We start from the raw sequence: 16,955 nt of genomic DNA, 5'->3' as shown, positions 1-16,955 counted from the left end.
GAGACTGGCCATGACGATCCGATCGACCCGATTCGCGCTCGCCGTGCTCTGCCTGTTCGGTGGCGGCATCCAAGCTGCCGACCTGACGTTGTGCGTGGATCGTTCCAGCCCGATGGCGCGGACCGATGTCGCCGTGGCGCAAGCCGTGGCAAGCCAGGAACACAGCCGCGCGAAAATCCATTTCTTCGACGGCAGCGGCGACGACGAGGGTTTCGACCTCAAGGAGTTCAACGCACTGGCCAAGGCTTCCTGCGACCTCGTGCTGGGGTTTCCCGTCGACGCCGATGCCCCCGGTCTCCCGGAAGGACTGAAGGCGACGGTACCGTATGGGCATACCGGTTTCGTGTTGGTGCTTCCCACCGCCAGCCACGCGACGTCGCTCGACAACCTCACCAGGGGAACGCGCGTCGCCGTAACCTACCAGACCACGCCGAACCTGTTCTTCGCCGGACATCCTGCGATCACGTCGGATGTCCACCTCACCGACGCCGAAGGACTCGCCGCGCTGGAGAAGGGCAAGGTGGGGGCCGCGATGCTCTGGGGGCCGGCCGTGGCGAAGCATCTGGCGGCAACTCGGGAAACCACGCGTTTTCGCACCCTGGAGCTGACCGAAGCACATGCCCGCTTCGACCTGGTCGCGCTCTACGATGACGACCACATCGAGGCGGCACACCGGTTCGAGAAGGCCGTCGACGCACTGGACGCCGACGGGCGACTCGGCAAGCTGCTCGCGCCGATGGCGATGGCCGGTGCGGCGAGGCGGATACCCGACCACCGCAACGCGCTCTGGCGCTCGCCACGCAGAACGCCTCCGGGCGCGATCTGCGCCTCGGGCGGCGGCAGGCCGCCTGCGCTATTCACCATCGCGCAGGCCGACGCCGGTGCGGCGAAGTACTCCGACAACTGTGCGCAATGCCACGGTCCGGCACTCGAAGGCCGGGCAGGACCGGCTCTGAAGGGCAAGCATTTCGCCAACCCAGCGGCCAACTTCCACGTGGGTGACATTTTCACCATCGTCTCGCAGAACATGCCTGCCACGCAGCCGGCCAGCCTGCCGCCGGACGACTACGTCGAGATCATGGCCTTCCTGCTGCGCGAGAACGGTTATCCCGCGGGCAATACCAAGCTCACCTTCGACGAGGCGAAGCAATCGACGGTGCCTCTGGTCTCCGACGCCGACTGAAGCCAATGAGCATCGACAAGGTCACCATCACACCGGCCGCCGTCGCTCTGATCAAACGGCTGCGCGAGCGGCACGGCGATGTGCTGTTCCACCAGAGCGGCGGTTGCGGCGACGGTTCCTCGCCGATGGGCGATTCTGAGGACCGCATGTTGACTTAGAGCGCACTCGAAGGCGTACGCTCTTCGAATGCCCCATTCGATGACCATCGCCGAGGCCGCCCTCGCCACCGGCCTGACCACCCACACGCTGCGCTACTACGAGCAGATCGGCCTGATCGACCCGGTGCCTCGGCGCAGCGGCCAGCGCGTCTACGGCGAAGCCGAGATGCGCCTCATCGACTTCGTGCTGCGCCTGCGCGGCACCGGCATGTCGATGCGCGACATCCAGGAATACGTGCGCTTGCGCCGACAGGGCGAGACCCCCGAGAGCATCCGCCTGCGTGGCGACTTGCTCGCGCGGCACGCCGCCTACATGCGCGGCCAGTTGACCGAACTGTCCGAAACGATCACGCGGCTGGACGAGAAGATCGCCCTGTACCGCTCGATCTACCCTGATGAACCCATCCCCCTCCCCGCCGAACCGCCCGTGACACGGGTGACGCCGGGGAACGCCCCCTCGAAACGAAGGAGACACGCATGATCACCCGCAAACTGGGAACGCACGGCCCCGAGGTCTCGATCCTCGGCCTCGGCTGCATGGGCATGAGCGAGTTCTACGGTATCGGCGACGAGAAGGAATCGGTCGCCACGCTGGAACGCGCACTGGAGCTGGGCATCACCTTCTGGGATACCTCCGACGCGTACGGCCCGCATACCAACGAGGAACTGCTCGGCCGTACGCTCGCCGGCCGTCGCGACAAGGTGTTCCTGGCCACCAAGTTCGGTATCGTCCGCGACCCGAACGACCCGATGAAGCGTGGCATCAGCGGCCGTCCGGAATACGTTCGCCAGTCGGTCGAAGGCAGCCTTCGCCGGTTGAAGACCGATTACATCGATCTCTACTACCAGCACCGCGTCGACCGCGCGGTACCGATCGAGGAGACCGTCGGCGCGATGGCCGACCTCGTGAAGGAAGGCAAGGTGCGCCACCTCGGCCTGTCCGAGGCTTCGGCAGAATCGATCCGCAAGGCGGCGAAAGTGCATCCGATCACCGCCCTGCAGAGCGAATACTCGCTGTGGACACGCGATCCGGAAACCACCGGCACGCTTGCCGCCTGCCGCGAGAACGGCATCGCCCTGGTGGCCTATAGCCCGCTCGGCCGCGGCTTCCTCACCGGCGCGATCACCCGGCCCGAAGACTTCGCCGAGGACGACTATCGCCGCGTCAATCCGCGCTTCACCGGCGAGAACTTCGCGAAGAACCTGGCCATCGTGGAGAAGGTGAAGAAGTTCGCCGCCGACAAGGGCTGCACCCCAGGCCAGCTCGCGCTCGCCTGGGTGATCGCCAAGGGCGGCGACATCGTGCCGATCCCGGGCACCAAGCGGGTGAAGTACCTGGAGGAGAACGCCGGCGCGGTGGAGGTGAAACTCGGTCCGGCCGAGGTGGCCGAGATCGACGCGGTGTTCCCGCCGGACTCGGCCGTGGGCGACCGCTACGCCTCCAACATGATGGGCTCCATCAACGCCTAAGTGCTTGGCTTATAATGGCGGTTTGTGTCAGCAGCAAACCGCCATGTCGTCCCCCGATCATTCGCCGCTGGGCAAGGCCACCGTCTACGCCGACCGCTACGACGCCAGCCTGCTCTTCCCGATTCCGCGCCAGGGCAAGCGTGACGAGATCGGCGTATCCGCCGACGCCCTGCCTTTCCATGGTGTCGACATCTGGAACGGTTATGAACTGTCCTGGCTGGATGCGCGCGGCAAGCCCGTCGTGGCCGTGGCGGAGTTCCGTTTCCCGGCCTCCACGCCGAATATCGTCGAGTCGAAATCCTTCAAGCTCTACCTGAACGGCTTCGCCCAGGAACGCATGGCCGATGACGCGCAGGTGCGCGCCACGCTGGTCCGCGACCTGTCGGCCGCGTCCGGCGGCCCCGTGGACGTGGTGTTACGGGCGCCGAACGACCTGGACGGCACCCCGCTGGGCGAGCCGGAGGGCATCCTGCTGGACACGCAGGCGCTGGATTTCGACAGCTACGGCCCGCCGCGTCCGGATTTCCTCGGCACGCACGACGGGGACGTGCGCGAGGTGCTCGTGTCGCACCTTTTGCGCTCCAATTGCCCGGTGACCGGGCAACCCGATTGGGGCAGCGTACAGATCGCCTACACGGGCTCGCCGATCGACCGGGCGGGGCTGCTGCGCTACCTCGTTTCCTTCCGCAGCCACACGGAATTCCATGAGCAATGCGTGGAGCGTATCTTCATGGATCTCCGTGCCCGCTGTGCGCCGCGCGAGCTCTCGGTCTATGCCCGCTACACGCGTCGCGGCGGCCTGGACATCAACCCGTTCCGCGGCACCGACCCGGCCGCCGTGCCCACCAACCCGCGCGGTGCGCGCCAATGATGAATGGCGCATTCATGCGTTCTTCATTGGTCTTGCCTTTAGTTGTGTAGCCTGTACCCTGCGGCGGCCAAGGGGATCCACCTTGACGCCCCTTTCGTTTCGAACCTGACACGCCACTCCCGGAATCCAGACATGAAGCTTTCCTTCCGCTCGTCCGCCCTCTGCACGGCCATCGTCGCCGGCCTGCTGGTCCTCACCGCCTGCGGCAAGAAGGAAGAGCAGCAGAACACCGCCCCAGCCGCCGCCTCGTCGGCTCCGGCCGCACCCGCCACCGCTCCGGCACCCGCCGCCCCGGCCCCCGCGACGACCGCCGCTGCCGCGCCCGCCGCCCAGCCGGCGGCCGCCCCGGCCACCCCGGCCGCCGTCGCCGAGTCGCTGAAGGTCGGTTCGGTCACCCTGGGCAGCACCGTGGGCGCGGACAAGAAGGTCGCCAAGGCGAAAACCGCCTTCGCCCCGACCGACAAGACCATCTACGCCTCGGTCGCCACCGAGGGCAGCACCGCCGGCGCCACGCTCAACGCGAAGTGGACCTACCAGGACGGCGACACCACCACGACCGTCAGCGACATCAGCCAGTCGATCAGTACCGATGGCCCGGCCGTCACCACGTTCAAGATCCAGAATCCGAACGAGTGGCCGGAAGGCAAGTACAAGGTCACCGTCTCGCTCAACGGCCAGGCCGTCGGCAACGAGGCGTTCGAGGTCAAGAAGAAGTAAGTCTTCCAAGATCCGGTGAACAAGAAAGGGCGCGACCTCGGTCGCGCCCTTTTCGTTTCCGGTGGGAGCCGACCCTGTCGGCGATGGGTGCTTGCAGCGACCAGGCCCGCTGCCGCGGGATCGCCGACAGGGTCGGCTCCCACCAGAGCGGACAAGGTAGGCTGCTGCAAGGCCGGCTCCCCCATCGGCGAATCTAGCCAGCCAGCAGCCCGTTCAACGTCCCGTACCCGATGTCCTTCGGCTTCGTCCCCAGGAACTCCGCGGCCATCCGCCCCGCCGTCGCATACGCCTCCAGTGACAGCGCGATACCCGCGCTGAGCCGCCGCGCACCCGCCCCGAACAGTTCCTCCCGCGACGGCAAGCCCGGTACCAGCATCACGTTCAACGGCATCGGCCGGAGCGCCGTCGCCACGCGGCGGATGTCATCCAACGCCGCGATACCCGGCACGAACATGCCGTCGGCACCCGCCTCCCGATAGAGGCCCGCACGCCGGAGCGTTTCCTCGACGGCCGCGTCGCCGGACGCCATGCCGCGCAAGTAGACATCCGTGCGTGCGTTGATGAAGAGGTCGCGCCCACCCAGCCGGGCGCGGATCGCACGGAGCTTGTCGGCCAGCGATGTGGGCGCCTTGCTGCCATCCTCGATGTTGATCCCCGCCACGCCAGTGTCGACCAGCGAGGAAACGAAGTCCGCCACCTGCGCGGGGTCGTCGGAACACCCTTCCTCGATATCCACAGTCAGCGGAACGGTTACCACCCTCGCTATGCGGCGGATGGCGGCGAGCATCTCGGCCACGGGCAACCGATCGCCATCGGGCCAGCCGCAGGACCACGCGACACCCGCACTGGTGGTGGCAACGGCCGGCGCACCGGCATGCTGTACGACGGCAGCGCTGGCACCATCCCAAGCGTTGGCGAGTACCAGCAAGGAGGCGCCGGCGTGCAGGTCACGGAAGGTCTGAGCGTTCATGCATCGGGTTCCCGCGGAGAAAGTGACGACACGATCCACCACCGAGGCGTGGACCGCAACGCCTTTTTGCCGTGTACAGGACGCCAAGGCCCGGTGAGCCGCCACCTCACTCCCCACAGACACCGCTTTCAACATCGCGATGCTCGAATGGCACCACCCTGGCACGGCGACGAGCGCCGCGCGGGCATCACCCGATCGAGGAACCGCCATGAACGAAGACACCTTCAAGGGCAAGTGGAAGCAGTTGAGCGGCAAGATGAAGGAACAGTGGGGCAAGCTGACCGATGACGATCTGAAGGTTGCCGAAGGCAATAGCGAATACCTCGCGGGCAAGGTCCAGGAACGCTATGGCGTGGCGAAGGACGAAGCGGAACGGCAGGTAAAGGATTTCCGCGACCGTATCGGTCGCACGCACTGAGCCCCTCCTTTTCCCCATTCGCCAGAGGAGACAAGCCATGCTTCATTGGGCCGTCATTTTCTTCGTCATCGCGCTGATCGCCGCCGTCTTCGGTTTCACCGGCATCGCCGCGGGCGCCGCCAGCATCGCGAAGATCCTGTTCGTGGTCTTCCTGATCCTGTTCATCCTTTCGCTGCTTTTCGGAGGCCTGCGTCGCGGCCCGAGGGTATAGCGAAGGCAAGACCCGCAGGACGGAACACACGCCCCGGTCCCGGCCCGGGGCGTTTTTCATCGCATGACGCGGTGCACGCGGCAGGCCTATGATCGTCCTTCCCCAGGAGTCCGGCCATGGCGACCGCCACGCTTTCCTTTCTCGATGCCATCCCGCGCGTAACGCTGCTGGACGGTGCGACGCCCATCCAGCGGTTGATCCGCATCGAGGAGGCTCTCGACCTTCCGGCGCGACGTATCCGGCTTTACGCGAAACGTGACGACCACATGGCGCTCGGCGGTGGCGGCAACAAGCTACGCAAGCTCGAATACCACCTCGGGCAAGCGCATACGGCCGGCGCGGATACGATCGTCAGCGTTGGCGGTTTGCAATCGAACCATGCGCGCCTCACCGCGGCCGCCGCTGCGAGGCATGGGCTTGCCTGCGAACTGTTCCTTGCGCGGCTTGTCCCGAAGGACGACGTCGACTACGAGAAGAACGGCAACGTGCTGCTGAACGACCTGTTTGGCGCGCGCACCGTATTCTTGCCGCAAGGGACCGACGCCCTGGCCCTCGCCGAGGCGCGTGCCGACGAGTTGCGTGCGAAAGGCCATTCGGTGGCCGTGATCCCGACAGGTGGATCGACGCCACTGGGTGCGCTCGGCTACGCGCGCTGCGCGCGCGAGATAGCGGAACAGGAAAGCGCGATGGACATGCGCTTCGACCGCATTATCGTGCCGAACGGGAGTGCCGGTACGCAAGCCGGGCTCGTGGCGGGTTTTGCGGCGATGGGCCGTCGGCCGGATCGTGTGAAGGGCTATGCGGTGCTGAAGCCGAGGGATGCCGCGCGGCCGGCCACGCTCGACCTGGCGAGGGAAGCGCTGCACCTGCTCGAGTCGGACGCGACACTCCACGCCGACGATATCGAGATAGACGATACGCAGCTGGGCGCCGGTTATGGCGTACCCACCGAGGACATGAAGAAGGCGGTGCGCCTCATGGCGAGCCGCGAGGGCATACTGCTCGATCCGGTGTATTCGGGGAAGGCGTTCGCGGGATTGCTGCACGACCTACGCGAAGGGCTTGTGCGGAATGGTGAGACTGTACTTTTTGTTGCGACGGGTGGCATGCCTGGGCTCTTTGCGTACCGGGCGGATCTAGCCGGGTAGCACCTTCCTGCCGTGGTGGAAGCCGCCCCTGTCGGCGATGGGGGGTACCTCACCACCCATCGCCGACAGGGTCGGCTCCCACCGAGCGTGGTTGACCTACCGCGCAGGTGTACCCGACGATCAGGTCAGGTGGTGCTTCAGGAAGGCGCGGGTGCGTGCATTCGCCGTTTCCGCGTCCGCCGCGTCGTAATGGTCGCCCTGGGGGCGGGCAAAAGCGTGGTTTCTTCCGTCGTAGACGTGGATCTCCACGTTGGGGCGGGAAGCCAGCACTTGCTTGATCTTCGCCTGTGCGTCCTTGGTCATGAATTCATCGTCGCCGGCGAGGTGCATCAGCAACGGCGTCGTCATGTTCGCGCCGCGCTCGACGAATTCCTCCGTACGGCCACCGTAGTATTCCACGGCTGCATCGACCTTGCCGCGCGCGGCGGTGAGAAACGACAACAGACCGCCGAGGCAGAAACCCATCACGCCCGCCTTGCCTGTCGATGCCGGTAGCGCACGCGCGGCCGCGATCGTCGCTTCGATGTCTTCTTCGGCCTTGGTGAGGTCGAGCTTCATGTAGTACCCCACCGCCGTCTTCCAGTCGGCCTCGCTATGTTCGGACAGAAGGATGCCGGGTTCGAAGCGCCAGAACAGGTCGGGCGCCACGGCGATGAAACCGTCGCGAGCCAGGCCATCGGCGATCGCGCGGATGCCCTCGGTGATACCGAAGATTTCCTGGACCACGACGACGACCGGCGCGGGTGTGGTGGCGGGCGTGGCGACGTAGGCGTCGAACGAACCATCCGGCGTTTTCACAGTGAGGGTGTGGGACACGATGGGACTCCGTCAGGGCAGCAGGGCGCGAACGTCGCGCCAGTAATGAGGGACGTTAGCAGGCGGCGCCCGACAGGGTCTTAGACAGAAGTGCCCTCGCCCCATCCGCGGTTATCGCGCGCCAGGCAGCACCACCGTCGCGACCAGGCCGCCCCCTTCGCGGTTGGCCAGGGTCAGGTTGCCGCCAATGGAGCGCATGAGTTGGGTGGCGATGGCCAAGCCCAGGCCCGCGCCACCCGTATCCCGGTTGCGCGAGGCTTCCAGGCGGTAGAACGGTTGCAGCACCTCGTCGAGTTCGTCCTCGGGAATACCCGGCCCCCGATCCGATACGGTGATGTAGAGACCATCACGAGCATCCTGCGAACCGCCGATTTCGGCAGACCCACCATACTTGATCGCATTGTCGACCAGGTTACCGAGGACACGACGCAAGGCCCTGGGCCGCGCCAGGCAAACACCGTGGATGCCACCAACCAGCGTCACCGGCTGGCCCGAGTCCTGATAATCGAAGACGAGGCTCTCGATAAAAGCCGCGGGATCGATGCGTACGGGAGCCTCTTCACCGCCGTGCGCGCTACGCGCATAGGCCACGCCTTCACGCACGAGATGCTCCATCTCGCGCAGGTCGTCGAGGATCCTGTCGCGGGCGGAGCTGTCGCCGAGGGACTCGGCGCGCAGGCGCATCCGCGTGATCGGTGTCTGCAAGTCGTGGGAGATGGAAGCAAGGATATGCAGGCGTTCCTTCAGGTAGCGCCCGATCCTGTCCTGCATGGCGTTGAACGCCACCGCCGCATGCGCGACCTCGGTCGGCCCATCCTCCGCGAGGCGTGGATTGTCGACCGCCGGGGTCAGGCCCTCGGCCGCACGCGCCAACCGCGCCAGCGGTCGCGTCGCCTGGCGCACGGCGATCCACGCGCAAGCCAGCAATACCACCACCTGCACGATGAGCACGAAGGGCAGCCAGTCCGCCACGGGCACGCCGCGCGGGGTGACCTCGAGCGTCAAGGGCGAACCATCGTGCAGGGTGAGATGCACCTGGTAGCGCTCCGGCGAGACCGACGTGGTTGCGCCGTGGACCTGGAAAGCTGGACCGACCTCCTTCGCGATCAGGCCGGTCACGTCGCGTGAGCGGGCCGAGACCAGTGGCCTGCCTTGGTCACCCGGCCCGAGAATGAAACGGTAATTGTCCCTTTGCAGCCGGGGCAACCACTGCGGACGTTCCGCCGCGGGCAGGCGATCGAGCACGGCCACCGACGTACCGACATCGTGCTCGAGCGTGTTCAGCATCACCGTCGTGGCACTCTGGTAACGCTCGTAGAACATCGATCCGAACGACAGGCCTTGCGCGAGCAACAGGCCGGTGAAGATGATGACGTAGATCCGGGAGGCCATGCTTCGCGGCCACCAGCGCGGCATGCGGGAGGCCTCGGCGGTGTTCATGACGCATCTCCATGCACGGTCACCGGCATGCAGAACACGTAGCCTTCGCTGCGTACGGTCTTGATATAAGCCTGCTCCTTCGCATCGTCCTTCAGACGCTGGCGAAGGCGGCTCACCATCAGGTCGATCGAGCGGTCGAACAGCTCCGCGTCACGGCCCTGCGTGAGGTTCAACAGTTGGTCGCGAGAAAGGACGCGCTGAGGATGGTCGAGCAGCACGCGCAGCAGGCGGAACTCCGCGCCGCTCAGCGAGACCACGGTGCCGTCGTCGTCGAGCAGGTGGCGTGCCGTGGTGTCGAGACGCCAGCGGCCGAACGAGATCGTCTCGCTGGATTCGGTGATGCGCAGGTTCGGCGGCAACATCCTCGTACGCCGGATCACCGCCTTGATACGCGCCAGCAGTTCGCGCGGCGAGAACGGCTTCACCACATAGTCGTCGGCGCCCATTTCCAGGCCGATGATGCGGTCGGTCTCGTCATCGCGGGCCGTGAGCAGGAGGATCGGCACCGCCCGGTGCTTGCCGCTGCGCAGGTTGCGGCAGAGCACGAGGCCGTCGTCGCCCGGCATCATGATGTCGAGCACGATGAGGTCGAAGGCCGAGGTGTCCAGCTGCGCCATCATCTCGCGGCCGTCCGCGGCGGCGGTGGCACGCAAGCCATTCTTGCGCAGGTAGTCGACGACACCCGTGCGGATGCCGTGATCGTCGTCGACGACGAGGATGTGATCGGTATGTTCCATGCGGAAAGTTCTCTCGATGGCGGTTTGCTGCGCGACGTCGGTCACATCATGCCTTTTCCAGGAGCTGGCGGACGCGCACCTCGGTCTCGTCGTAGTTTCCCTCGCCGAAATGGCTGTAGACCACCCGGCCATCGCGGTCGATCAGGTACAACGCCGGCCAGAAGCGGTTTCCATAAGCGTTCCATGTCTGGTAGCCGTTATCCATGGCCACCGGCCAGGTGATGCCATAGCGCGCGATCGCTGCCTTGACGTTGGCGGGATCTCGCTCCTCGTCGTACTCCGGCGTGTGCACACCGACTACCACGAGCCCGTCCTTGGCGTATTTGTCGTAAAGCGCCTTGGTGTGTGGCAGCACATGCAGGCAGTTGATGCATTCGTGCGTCCAGAACTCCACCAGCACCACCTTGCCGCGCAGGCCGGCGATGGTTAATGGCTGTGAATTGAACCAGTGGTCGATACCGGCGAAATCCGGGGCCGGAGCCTTGGCGGCGGAATCCTGGGCGAGCGCGGTGGAGGACCCGTTACCCGGCCATGCCGCGACGAGAGCGGCACCGATGGCCAGGGTGGCGAGGGCAAGGCGGATGGGGCGCATGGGGAATACCTCGTGGTGGCAACGGGGACCCGGTAGAGGTACCGGGCATGGTCGTATTGGACGCCCGCCGTTTATCCCGCACGTGTCCCCCACCCCGCCTTTTTGTATCGGCATGTACAAGCCGCGGACGGGTCGCCCAAAACCGCCGTGCGATCGCTTTGTATCCGAATGTGTCGAGGCGTCGCCGCGACACGGTTCGATGCACTTCCGCCGGCATCGGGACACAGCCCGGATACGCCCTCGCGGTTTCCTATGACCACCCCACAACGGAAACCAAGACCATGGCCCAGATCGAGAACGTCCTGTATACCGGCAAGACCCACACCACCGGCGGCCGCGACGGCGAATCACGCAGCTCCGACGATCGCCTCAACGTGAAGCTTTCCTCACCCGGTGGCCCGGGCACCGGCACCAACCCCGAGCAGTTGCTCGGCGCCGGCTGGTCGGCCTGTTTCATCGGCGCCATGGGCCTCGCCGCCCGCGAGCGGAAGATCGCGTTGCCTAAGGACACGGCGGTCGACGCCGAGATCGATCTCGGCACCGGCGACGGTGGCTATTTCCTGCAGGCCCGCCTCACGGCCAGTCTTCCCGGCCTCGACCCGGAGGTCGCGCACGAGCTGATCCAGTCGGCCCATCGCACCTGCCCCTACTCGAAGGCGACACGGGGGAATATCGACGTGGAGATTCATCTGGCCTGATCCGCACACGCAGCCATCGGCGCCGGGGAACATCACCGGTGCCGATATGCGAAACGAAGCGAAGGAATGGTGCGCCTGGAGGGATTCGAACCCCCGACCAATGGCTTCGGAAGCCACTACTCTATCCGGCTGAGCTACAGGCGCGTAACTGCGGATCGGCATTGTAGCGGGAATGGCCCGGGCGGCCTAGCCTCGATATCAGGCCCGGGCCGGCACCGGCCCGGCGCCCGCCGCCACGGAGCGTAGGCTTTCACGGTAGCGCCGGCTGCACGGCAGGACGCTGCCATCGGCCATGTGCAGGCGGGCCTCGCCCGCGTCCAGGGGCTCGATGGCGGTGACCTGGGCCAACTGGACGATGTAGCTGCGGTGGGCGCGAACGAATACCGCCGGGTCGAGACGGGTCTCCAGCGCGGCCAGTGTGCTGCGCAACGGGTAGTCACGCCCACGCACGCGCAGGTTCACGTAGTTGCCCGAGGCCTGCGCCCATTCGATGTCGGCGGTGGCGACGAGGAAATCACGGCCGAGCTTGCGCACGAGGAAACGCTCGGGGCGGTCCACGGGTTCCACGGGCGCCCCCTCGTCCGGCGCGTCGAGCAGGTGGGCCTCGCCCTGCACGCGCCGGCCGAACCACTCCACCATGTGCCAGAAGGCGACGATCACGAAGACCGTGCGGATGTCCTTGAGGTATTCGTAGATGAGCTGCATCCGCAGCGAACCCGGCTCGAAGGCGACGCCGGCCGATCGGTAGACAAAGAGACGCAGCAGGTCCATGCCGGCCACGTGCAGGGCGCACCACAGGATACTGCCGAGGACATACAGCGGCAGGCGGCGGCGCCAGGTATCCGCATGCAGAGGCCATCGGTCGCAGGCACGCAGAAGGAAAGGCAACATCAGCAGCGAGACGAGCACGCTGGTGAATTCGTTGGTGGCGATCTGCCAGGTGGCGGCGGAGATGCCGTAGCGATCGGCATCCATCCGTTCGGTGAGGGTATTGCCGATGGCCGCGCTGACGAAGGCCAGTATCCAGAAGACGACCATGTAGCGGCGGCGGCGGCGGTGCGCGCGGTCGAGTTCGAGGCCTGGCGGCAGAGGGGCTTGGGTCATGCCGCGGATGATAGCGCCCGGCGCCTTGTGGGAGCCGCTTCGGCGGCGATCCCGCGGAGCGGGCAAGGGTTCGGCGAGCAACCATCGCCGACAGGGTCGGCTCCCACCGGCGCGGCCCGGATCTTGCGCGGCCCCCACAGTAAGAGGGCGCCATGTGGCGCCCTCCTTTTTTACTTCGCCTTGTACAGCTCGCCCAGCCAGTCGGGCTTGCTCTTGTCCCGCTCGAGGTGCGGGTACTTGAGACCTTCGTGGTAGTCGATCTTGATCGTCTTGTACTGGTCGAAATTCTTCACCAGCAGTTCGATCGGCGCCTTATCGGTCTTCGCGGCCGTGACGGCGTCCTTCAACGCGTCACCGTCGAATTCCTTGTTGTTCACCGCGACGATATGCATGCCCGGCGACAGGCCGGCATTGAACGCGGGACCATCCCAGCGCACGTCCGAGATATCGCCCTTGGACGACACGGCGAAGCCGGCGGAATAGGTCAGGTCGGTGTAGTGGCGACGGCCCTCGATGGCCTTGAGCGCATCGGACGGCTTGTCGTTGTACACGAGCTTCCAGCCACCGCGCTCGATGCCCTCGAGGTCGCCCTTGTGGCCGTCGACGCGATCGCGCAGGTACGTGGCCCAGTCGTACGGCGCGATGCCGTTGAGCGTGGAGGCCACGTCTTCGAAGGTATATGGATTGACCTTCCAGTCACCGTCCTTCATGCCGAAGAAGGCCTTGGCGAAATCGTCGAGCGAGCGCTTGTTTTTCGTCAGCTCACGCAGTTTCGTGTCGACGTCGAGCCAGATCATCTGGCCGCCCGAATAGTAATCCTCGCTCATCTGGTAGTTGCGATACGAGAGCGGGCGACGCTGGGCGATGGTCGGGTCGTTGGTGGTGTCCTGGATGTTGCGCCAGGACAGGCCCGGGCGGCCCTTGTCATAGGTCGCGGCGACAAAGGCAAGCATGTCGCGCGCCTGGTCCTGCGAGAGCAGGCCGGCACGCGCGGCGACGACGTTGCCCCAGAACTGCGTCTGGCCTTCGTAGACCCACAGCAGGCTGTCGCCCATCGGCACGTTGAAGTTCGGCGTGGCCAGGTCGGCGCCACGGCGGTACTTGCCATCCCACGAGTGATTGTATTCGTGCGCGAGCAGGTCGCGGCCGAGCCAGCTCTTGTCCCACTCGGTGAAGTAGTTGGGCGAGGCGCTGTTCTCGGACGAACGATGATGTTCGAGGCCGATGCCGCCGAGCTTCTCGGTCAGCGCCAGCAGGAAATCGTAATGATTGTAGTGACGTGCGCCGTAGAGCTTGTCCATCTGCTGGACCAGCTTGCGGTGGATCTCGAGCGCTTCCGGCTTGATCTCCAGCGCCTTGGCATTATCGGCCACGATGTTCAGATGCACCGGCGAGCGGCCGTTGGGATCGAGGTCGACGCGCTTGAAGTAGCGGCCGGCGAAGATCGGCGAATCGACGAGGTCGTTATAGTCGATCGCCTTGAAGGTGACCGTGTCGCCCTCCTTGCCAGCCTGCTCCAGCGCCGTGCCGAACTGGAAGCCCGCCGGGAACTTCACCGACGGCTCGACCTGGATGCGATCCGCGCGATAGCCCGCCGGATACAGCGATACCTGGTTCCACTGCACGTTGACGATGTCGGGCGTCATGACGATGCGGCCCTGGCGGGCATCCTGCGGCGTCAACGTCTGGAACTCCACGTCCACCGAGGACGCACCGGCCGGCACGTCCACATGGAAGGCGTAGACATTGAATTCGTCGCGCTTCCATTCGATGCGCTTGCCGCCGGCGGTGACGATCAGGCCGGCGAACTGGTCGATCGGGCCGCTGGGGGAGTGGTGGCCCGGGATCCATTCCGGGAACAACAGGGTCAGCGGACCCGGCTGCGCGGGGATGTTCTCACGCACGCGGAAGATGCGGCGATCGAGGTCGGTGGCATCGACGACGAGCTTGAGCGTGCCGTTATAAGCGGTGTCTTGCGGTGCGGGGACATCGTCCGCGCGGACGGCGGAGGCGCCGATACCGGCCAGGGCGGCCAGCAGCGCGGAGGCGAGCATGGTGGATTTCACTGTGTTCTCCCGTGGAACGTGATGGTCGCCCGTCCATCCGTGTCGAGCGGGTCGGCGCGTTCCCCTGAGGCCCGCGCAAGCCTTCGATCCTAAACGCCGGGCTGCGGGGTTCCCTATGCCAGAGGTCACGGGCGGAGCCCATACGGGCCGTGAAACGGGAGAATCGCAGGATGCTGCCGGGTCAGCTCCGGGCGGGAATCTTCAGGCCACGCTGTACCGCGGGACGCGACATGCCGCGTTCGAGCCAGGCGATGACGTTCGGGTAAGCGTCGAAACCGACCAGTTCGCGAGCGCCATAGAAGGTCACGAGATTGTTGACCCAACCGATCGTGGCGATGTCGGCGATGGTGTATTCGCCGCCCACGATCCATTCGCGCCCTTCGAGCCGCTTGTCGAGCACGCCAAGCAGGCGCTTCGACTCCGCCACGTAACGCTGCAACGGACGCTTGTCCTCGTACTCGCGGCCGGCGAACTTGTGGAAGAAACCCACCTGCCCGAACATCGGGCCGATGCCGGCCATCTGGAAGAACAGCCACTGGATGGTTTCCCAACGGCCAGCGGCATCCGCGGGAATGAAGTGGCCCGTCTTCTCGGCGAGGTACAGCAGGATCGCGCCGGACTCGAACAGTCCGATGGGCTTGCCGCCCGGCCCATCCGGATCGATGATCGCCGGGATCTTCCCATTCGGGTTGAGCGCGACGAATTCGGGCAGCTTGCTTTCGTCCTTGCCGATGTCGACGAGGTGTGGCTCGTAAGGCAGGCCCAGCTCCTCCAGCATGATCGACACCTTCACGCCGTTCGGCGTGGGCAGCGAATAGAGCTGGATGCGCTCAGGGTGGGCCGCTGGCCATACGGCGTTGATCGGGAAGCTCGTGAGATCGGACATGGGACATTCCTTCGCGGCGTGAGCACTTGAAGGTAGGGCGTGGCTGGCGACGATTCAATGCCGGCCGCTCATGCAGGCGTACGTCCTGCTGGGCCAGCATCCCTGGGTCGACGAGGTGCCGGCTGTCGCATGACGTCGCATCACGCGCGCACCAGAACGCCCTGACGACGCATACACTGCCGCTGCCCCAAGCAACCCTCAACCAACGCCCGCAAAGGACTGCCATGGCCCCGCTACCCACCGCCGCGTTGCGGTGCACCACCTTTTTTGCCGCCGCCTGCTCGGCCGGCATCTGCGTCGCGCAACCGGCCATCACACATCCCATCACCGCCTTCGACCGGGCCATCGCCGCGGGGTTGCCTCGCACGGTCTCCCTTGCCGCATCCACGGAACGATCGCGCGGCACGGACGAAACGAACGCCCTCGTCGTCGAATCGCACCTCGATATCGGTGTTCGTTTCGCCGACGGCGAGCCTGGAGACATGTACCTTGCGACCTGGCGAGGCGAACAGGCCGTCGTCACCCGCTCCGGCGACCACCTGGACATCACGGTGGCTCGTCGCGATGGCGTGTCCGTCACAGGCTTCGACCGCGACGACGACACTCCCCACGTCGTCGAGTCCGCAGGCGCCGGTGCCGGTGCCGGCGCACGACGTGCCGCGGTGGAACACGCGAACCACGAGGGACTCTCCAAGAGGAACGCGAGCGAGCCCGGGCGCCCCCATGCGCACAAGGTTCCCACGCTGACATTCTGGATGTTCCTTCACGACGACACGCTCGGCGTGGACCGAAAGCACATACATGCCAGTTACGTCGCCTGGTGGATCGCGGACATGAAGAGGATTCTGCCCGCCCATCGGTTGTGGGCGATCTATAGCCAGCAGGTCGAGGGGCTCACCGATATGCCTTATGGACACGAGGAGTCGCTCCGCGACTGGACGACCGCGATCGACTCCTATGAGCGACGGAACAAGTTGCCGCGCATCCCGGGAAAGTTCGAATACAAGTTCATGCTCATCACGAGCAATGAACCCCTGCCCGGCGTCACCGGGCAGGCGTGGCTCGGCGGTGAAGAAGCCGTCGCTTCGCTCTCGGGCCGCTACACGATCGTCGCCCATGAATACGGACACACCCTGGGCGCGGTACACGACGACGCCGAGGTGCAATGGTCGTCCCTGTGGCCGTGCGAAACCAACCTGATCTCCGGCACCGTCGCATTGCGGTCCAATTGCTACCGCTATTCCAGGAAGAACGAACGCAACATGCGCGTTCACATGGCCCGCGAGTGGACCGTGCCGGTCAACCCCGATCCGCCGGGGATTCCGCTCTTCTGTCAATAGGGACGTCTATACCCCTATACATGTTCGTAACTTTTCGCTATAACCGCTAACAAGTGCTGCGTCGCAGCACGCGCTGTCTGCTGAACGGAAGCGACGCGTTCGCACGCGTTTATCGGCTCATCCCGTTCCG

Annotated in this window: 18 protein-coding genes, 1 tRNA gene and 1 pseudogene; 11 read left to right on the top strand and 9 right to left on the bottom strand. The window is 65.6% G+C overall.

All coding sequences use genetic code 11. The features are described from left to right. Window positions 1-10: 10 nt before the first annotated feature. The 6 genes and pseudogenes from J2T07_RS08610 (at window position 11) to J2T07_RS08585 (ending at window position 4,399) form a co-directional block, all read left to right on the top strand. Complete coding sequence (locus J2T07_RS08610; RefSeq protein ID WP_306848993.1) at window positions 11-1,183, top strand: c-type cytochrome; 1,173 nt, start codon at window positions 11-13, stop codon at window positions 1,181-1,183. A gap of 5 nt (window positions 1,184-1,188) precedes the next feature. Then, a pseudogene (locus J2T07_RS08605) lies at window positions 1,189-1,311 on the top strand (DUF779 domain-containing protein); the annotation flags it as partial. Between the two features lie 70 nt (window positions 1,312-1,381). Further along, window positions 1,382-1,822, top strand: coding sequence for a MerR family transcriptional regulator (locus tag J2T07_RS08600; RefSeq protein WP_306848991.1), 441 nt, complete (start codon window positions 1,382-1,384; stop codon window positions 1,820-1,822). After that, entirely contained in the window at window positions 1,819-2,811 is a 993-nt protein-coding gene (locus tag J2T07_RS08595) for an aldo/keto reductase (RefSeq protein ID WP_306848989.1), read from the top strand. Before J2T07_RS08600 ends, J2T07_RS08595 begins: the two co-directional genes overlap by 4 nt. Window positions 2,812-2,854: 43 nt before the next feature. Further along, on the top strand, window positions 2,855-3,682 hold the full coding sequence (gene queF, locus J2T07_RS08590; RefSeq protein WP_306848988.1) for an NADPH-dependent 7-cyano-7-deazaguanine reductase QueF: 828 nt from the start codon (window positions 2,855-2,857) through the stop codon (window positions 3,680-3,682). Window positions 3,683-3,814: 132 nt separating this feature from the next. Beyond that, window positions 3,815-4,399 carry a hypothetical protein gene (locus J2T07_RS08585; RefSeq protein ID WP_306848986.1) on the top strand — a complete coding sequence of 195 codons (585 nt, stop codon included), beginning with the start codon at window positions 3,815-3,817 and terminating at the stop codon, window positions 4,397-4,399. 193 nt (window positions 4,400-4,592) lie between these two features. Here the strand turns inward: J2T07_RS08585 and J2T07_RS08580 are convergent, their stop codons facing one another. Beyond that, window positions 4,593-5,369, bottom strand: coding sequence for an isocitrate lyase/PEP mutase family protein (locus tag J2T07_RS08580; protein WP_306848984.1), 777 nt, complete (start codon window positions 5,367-5,369; stop codon window positions 4,593-4,595). Window positions 5,370-5,577: 208 nt separating this feature from the next. On the opposite strand from J2T07_RS08580, the gene J2T07_RS08575 reads away from it, so the two are divergent. The 3 genes from J2T07_RS08575 (at window position 5,578) to J2T07_RS08565 (ending at window position 7,146) form a co-directional block, all read left to right on the top strand. After that, window positions 5,578-5,787: a CsbD family protein gene (locus J2T07_RS08575; protein WP_306848983.1), complete on the top strand. Its 210-nt coding sequence runs from the start codon at window positions 5,578-5,580 to the stop codon at window positions 5,785-5,787. Between the two features lie 37 nt (window positions 5,788-5,824). Beyond that, complete coding sequence (locus tag J2T07_RS08570; protein ID WP_167028689.1) at window positions 5,825-5,998, top strand: DUF1328 domain-containing protein; 174 nt, start codon at window positions 5,825-5,827, stop codon at window positions 5,996-5,998. Between the two features lie 116 nt (window positions 5,999-6,114). After that, on the top strand, window positions 6,115-7,146 hold the full coding sequence (locus J2T07_RS08565; RefSeq protein WP_306848980.1) for a D-cysteine desulfhydrase family protein: 1,032 nt from the start codon (window positions 6,115-6,117) through the stop codon (window positions 7,144-7,146). 120 nt (window positions 7,147-7,266) lie between these two features. On the opposite strand, the gene J2T07_RS08560 is transcribed toward J2T07_RS08565, so the two are convergent. The 4 genes from J2T07_RS08560 to J2T07_RS08545 form a co-directional block, all read right to left on the bottom strand. After that, window positions 7,267-7,962 (bottom strand): dienelactone hydrolase family protein, encoded by a 696-nt coding sequence (locus J2T07_RS08560; protein ID WP_306848978.1) that lies wholly within the window; start codon window positions 7,960-7,962, stop codon window positions 7,267-7,269. Between the two features lie 111 nt (window positions 7,963-8,073). Then, the gene (locus J2T07_RS08555) at window positions 8,074-9,402 is read right to left on the bottom strand and encodes a sensor histidine kinase (RefSeq protein WP_306848976.1); all 1,329 of its coding nucleotides are present in this window, start codon (window positions 9,400-9,402) and stop codon (window positions 8,074-8,076) included. Next, the gene (locus J2T07_RS08550; protein ID WP_306848974.1) at window positions 9,399-10,139 is read right to left on the bottom strand and encodes a response regulator; all 741 of its coding nucleotides are present in this window, start codon (window positions 10,137-10,139) and stop codon (window positions 9,399-9,401) included. The genes J2T07_RS08555 and J2T07_RS08550 overlap by 4 nt, the downstream gene beginning before the upstream one ends. A 46-nt stretch (window positions 10,140-10,185) precedes the next feature. Then, entirely contained in the window at window positions 10,186-10,731 is a 546-nt protein-coding gene (locus tag J2T07_RS08545) for a thioredoxin family protein (RefSeq protein WP_306848972.1), read from the bottom strand. 281 nt (window positions 10,732-11,012) lie between these two features. Between J2T07_RS08545 and J2T07_RS08540 the strand changes: the two genes are divergently transcribed. Beyond that, on the top strand, window positions 11,013-11,429 hold the full coding sequence (locus J2T07_RS08540) for an organic hydroperoxide resistance protein (protein ID WP_306848970.1): 417 nt from the start codon (window positions 11,013-11,015) through the stop codon (window positions 11,427-11,429). Window positions 11,430-11,496: 67 nt separating this feature from the next. On the opposite strand, the gene J2T07_RS08535 is transcribed toward J2T07_RS08540, so the two are convergent. The 4 genes from J2T07_RS08535 to J2T07_RS08520 all read right to left on the bottom strand — a co-directional run bounded on the left by J2T07_RS08535 (window position 11,497) and on the right by J2T07_RS08520 (window position 15,485). Then, window positions 11,497-11,573: transfer RNA gene (locus J2T07_RS08535), tRNA-Arg, on the bottom strand. Between the two features lie 54 nt (window positions 11,574-11,627). Further along, a complete protein-coding gene (locus J2T07_RS08530) occupies window positions 11,628-12,533 on the bottom strand; it encodes a LytTR family DNA-binding domain-containing protein (protein ID WP_306848967.1) in 906 nt (301 codons plus the stop codon). A gap of 170 nt (window positions 12,534-12,703) precedes the next feature. Then, window positions 12,704-14,587 (bottom strand): M61 family metallopeptidase, encoded by a 1,884-nt coding sequence (locus J2T07_RS08525; RefSeq protein ID WP_430539342.1) that lies wholly within the window; start codon window positions 14,585-14,587, stop codon window positions 12,704-12,706. Between the two features lie 193 nt (window positions 14,588-14,780). Beyond that, window positions 14,781-15,485 (bottom strand): glutathione S-transferase N-terminal domain-containing protein, encoded by a 705-nt coding sequence (locus tag J2T07_RS08520; protein ID WP_306848964.1) that lies wholly within the window; start codon window positions 15,483-15,485, stop codon window positions 14,781-14,783. 224 nt (window positions 15,486-15,709) lie between these two features. Here J2T07_RS08520 and J2T07_RS08515 point away from each other — a divergent pair, with 224 nt between their 5' ends. Then, on the top strand, window positions 15,710-16,825 hold the full coding sequence (locus J2T07_RS08515) for a reprolysin-like metallopeptidase (protein WP_306848962.1): 1,116 nt from the start codon (window positions 15,710-15,712) through the stop codon (window positions 16,823-16,825). Window positions 16,826-16,955 lie beyond the last annotated feature (130 nt).

The sequence above is a fragment of the Luteibacter jiangsuensis genome (assembly GCF_030812295.1).
In the GTDB taxonomy this organism is placed as follows: domain Bacteria; phylum Pseudomonadota; class Gammaproteobacteria; order Xanthomonadales; family Rhodanobacteraceae; genus Luteibacter; species Luteibacter jiangsuensis_A.
This window is presented reverse-complemented; position numbering and strand designations above follow the sequence as displayed.

What these genes read in the sequence shown, in the direction of transcription:
- J2T07_RS08610 (WP_306848993.1), top strand. Translation starts at nt 11, where the DNA reads ATGACGATCCGATCGACCCGATTCGCGCTCGCCGTGCTCTGCCTGTTC.
- J2T07_RS08600 (WP_306848991.1), top strand. Translation starts at nt 1,382, where the DNA reads ATGACCATCGCCGAGGCCGCCCTCGCCACCGGCCTGACCACCCACACG.
- J2T07_RS08595 (WP_306848989.1), top strand. Translation starts at nt 1,819, where the DNA reads ATGATCACCCGCAAACTGGGAACGCACGGCCCCGAGGTCTCGATCCTC.
- queF (WP_306848988.1), top strand. Translation starts at nt 2,855, where the DNA reads ATGTCGTCCCCCGATCATTCGCCGCTGGGCAAGGCCACCGTCTACGCC.
- J2T07_RS08585 (WP_306848986.1), top strand. Translation starts at nt 3,815, where the DNA reads ATGAAGCTTTCCTTCCGCTCGTCCGCCCTCTGCACGGCCATCGTCGCC.
- J2T07_RS08580 (WP_306848984.1), bottom strand. Translation starts at nt 5,369, where the DNA reads ATGAACGCTCAGACCTTCCGTGACCTGCACGCCGGCGCCTCCTTGCTG.
- J2T07_RS08575 (WP_306848983.1), top strand. Translation starts at nt 5,578, where the DNA reads ATGAACGAAGACACCTTCAAGGGCAAGTGGAAGCAGTTGAGCGGCAAG.
- J2T07_RS08570 (WP_167028689.1), top strand. Translation starts at nt 5,825, where the DNA reads ATGCTTCATTGGGCCGTCATTTTCTTCGTCATCGCGCTGATCGCCGCC.
- J2T07_RS08565 (WP_306848980.1), top strand. Translation starts at nt 6,115, where the DNA reads ATGGCGACCGCCACGCTTTCCTTTCTCGATGCCATCCCGCGCGTAACG.
- J2T07_RS08555 (WP_306848976.1), bottom strand. Translation starts at nt 9,402, where the DNA reads ATGAACACCGCCGAGGCCTCCCGCATGCCGCGCTGGTGGCCGCGAAGC.
- J2T07_RS08550 (WP_306848974.1), bottom strand. Translation starts at nt 10,139, where the DNA reads ATGGAACATACCGATCACATCCTCGTCGTCGACGACGATCACGGCATC.
- J2T07_RS08545 (WP_306848972.1), bottom strand. Translation starts at nt 10,731, where the DNA reads ATGCGCCCCATCCGCCTTGCCCTCGCCACCCTGGCCATCGGTGCCGCT.
- J2T07_RS08540 (WP_306848970.1), top strand. Translation starts at nt 11,013, where the DNA reads ATGGCCCAGATCGAGAACGTCCTGTATACCGGCAAGACCCACACCACC.
- J2T07_RS08530 (WP_306848967.1), bottom strand. Translation starts at nt 12,533, where the DNA reads ATGACCCAAGCCCCTCTGCCGCCAGGCCTCGAACTCGACCGCGCGCAC.
- J2T07_RS08525 (WP_430539342.1), bottom strand. Translation starts at nt 14,587, where the DNA reads ATGCTCGCCTCCGCGCTGCTGGCCGCCCTGGCCGGTATCGGCGCCTCC.
- J2T07_RS08520 (WP_306848964.1), bottom strand. Translation starts at nt 15,485, where the DNA reads ATGTCCGATCTCACGAGCTTCCCGATCAACGCCGTATGGCCAGCGGCC.
- J2T07_RS08515 (WP_306848962.1), top strand. Translation starts at nt 15,710, where the DNA reads ATGGCCCCGCTACCCACCGCCGCGTTGCGGTGCACCACCTTTTTTGCC.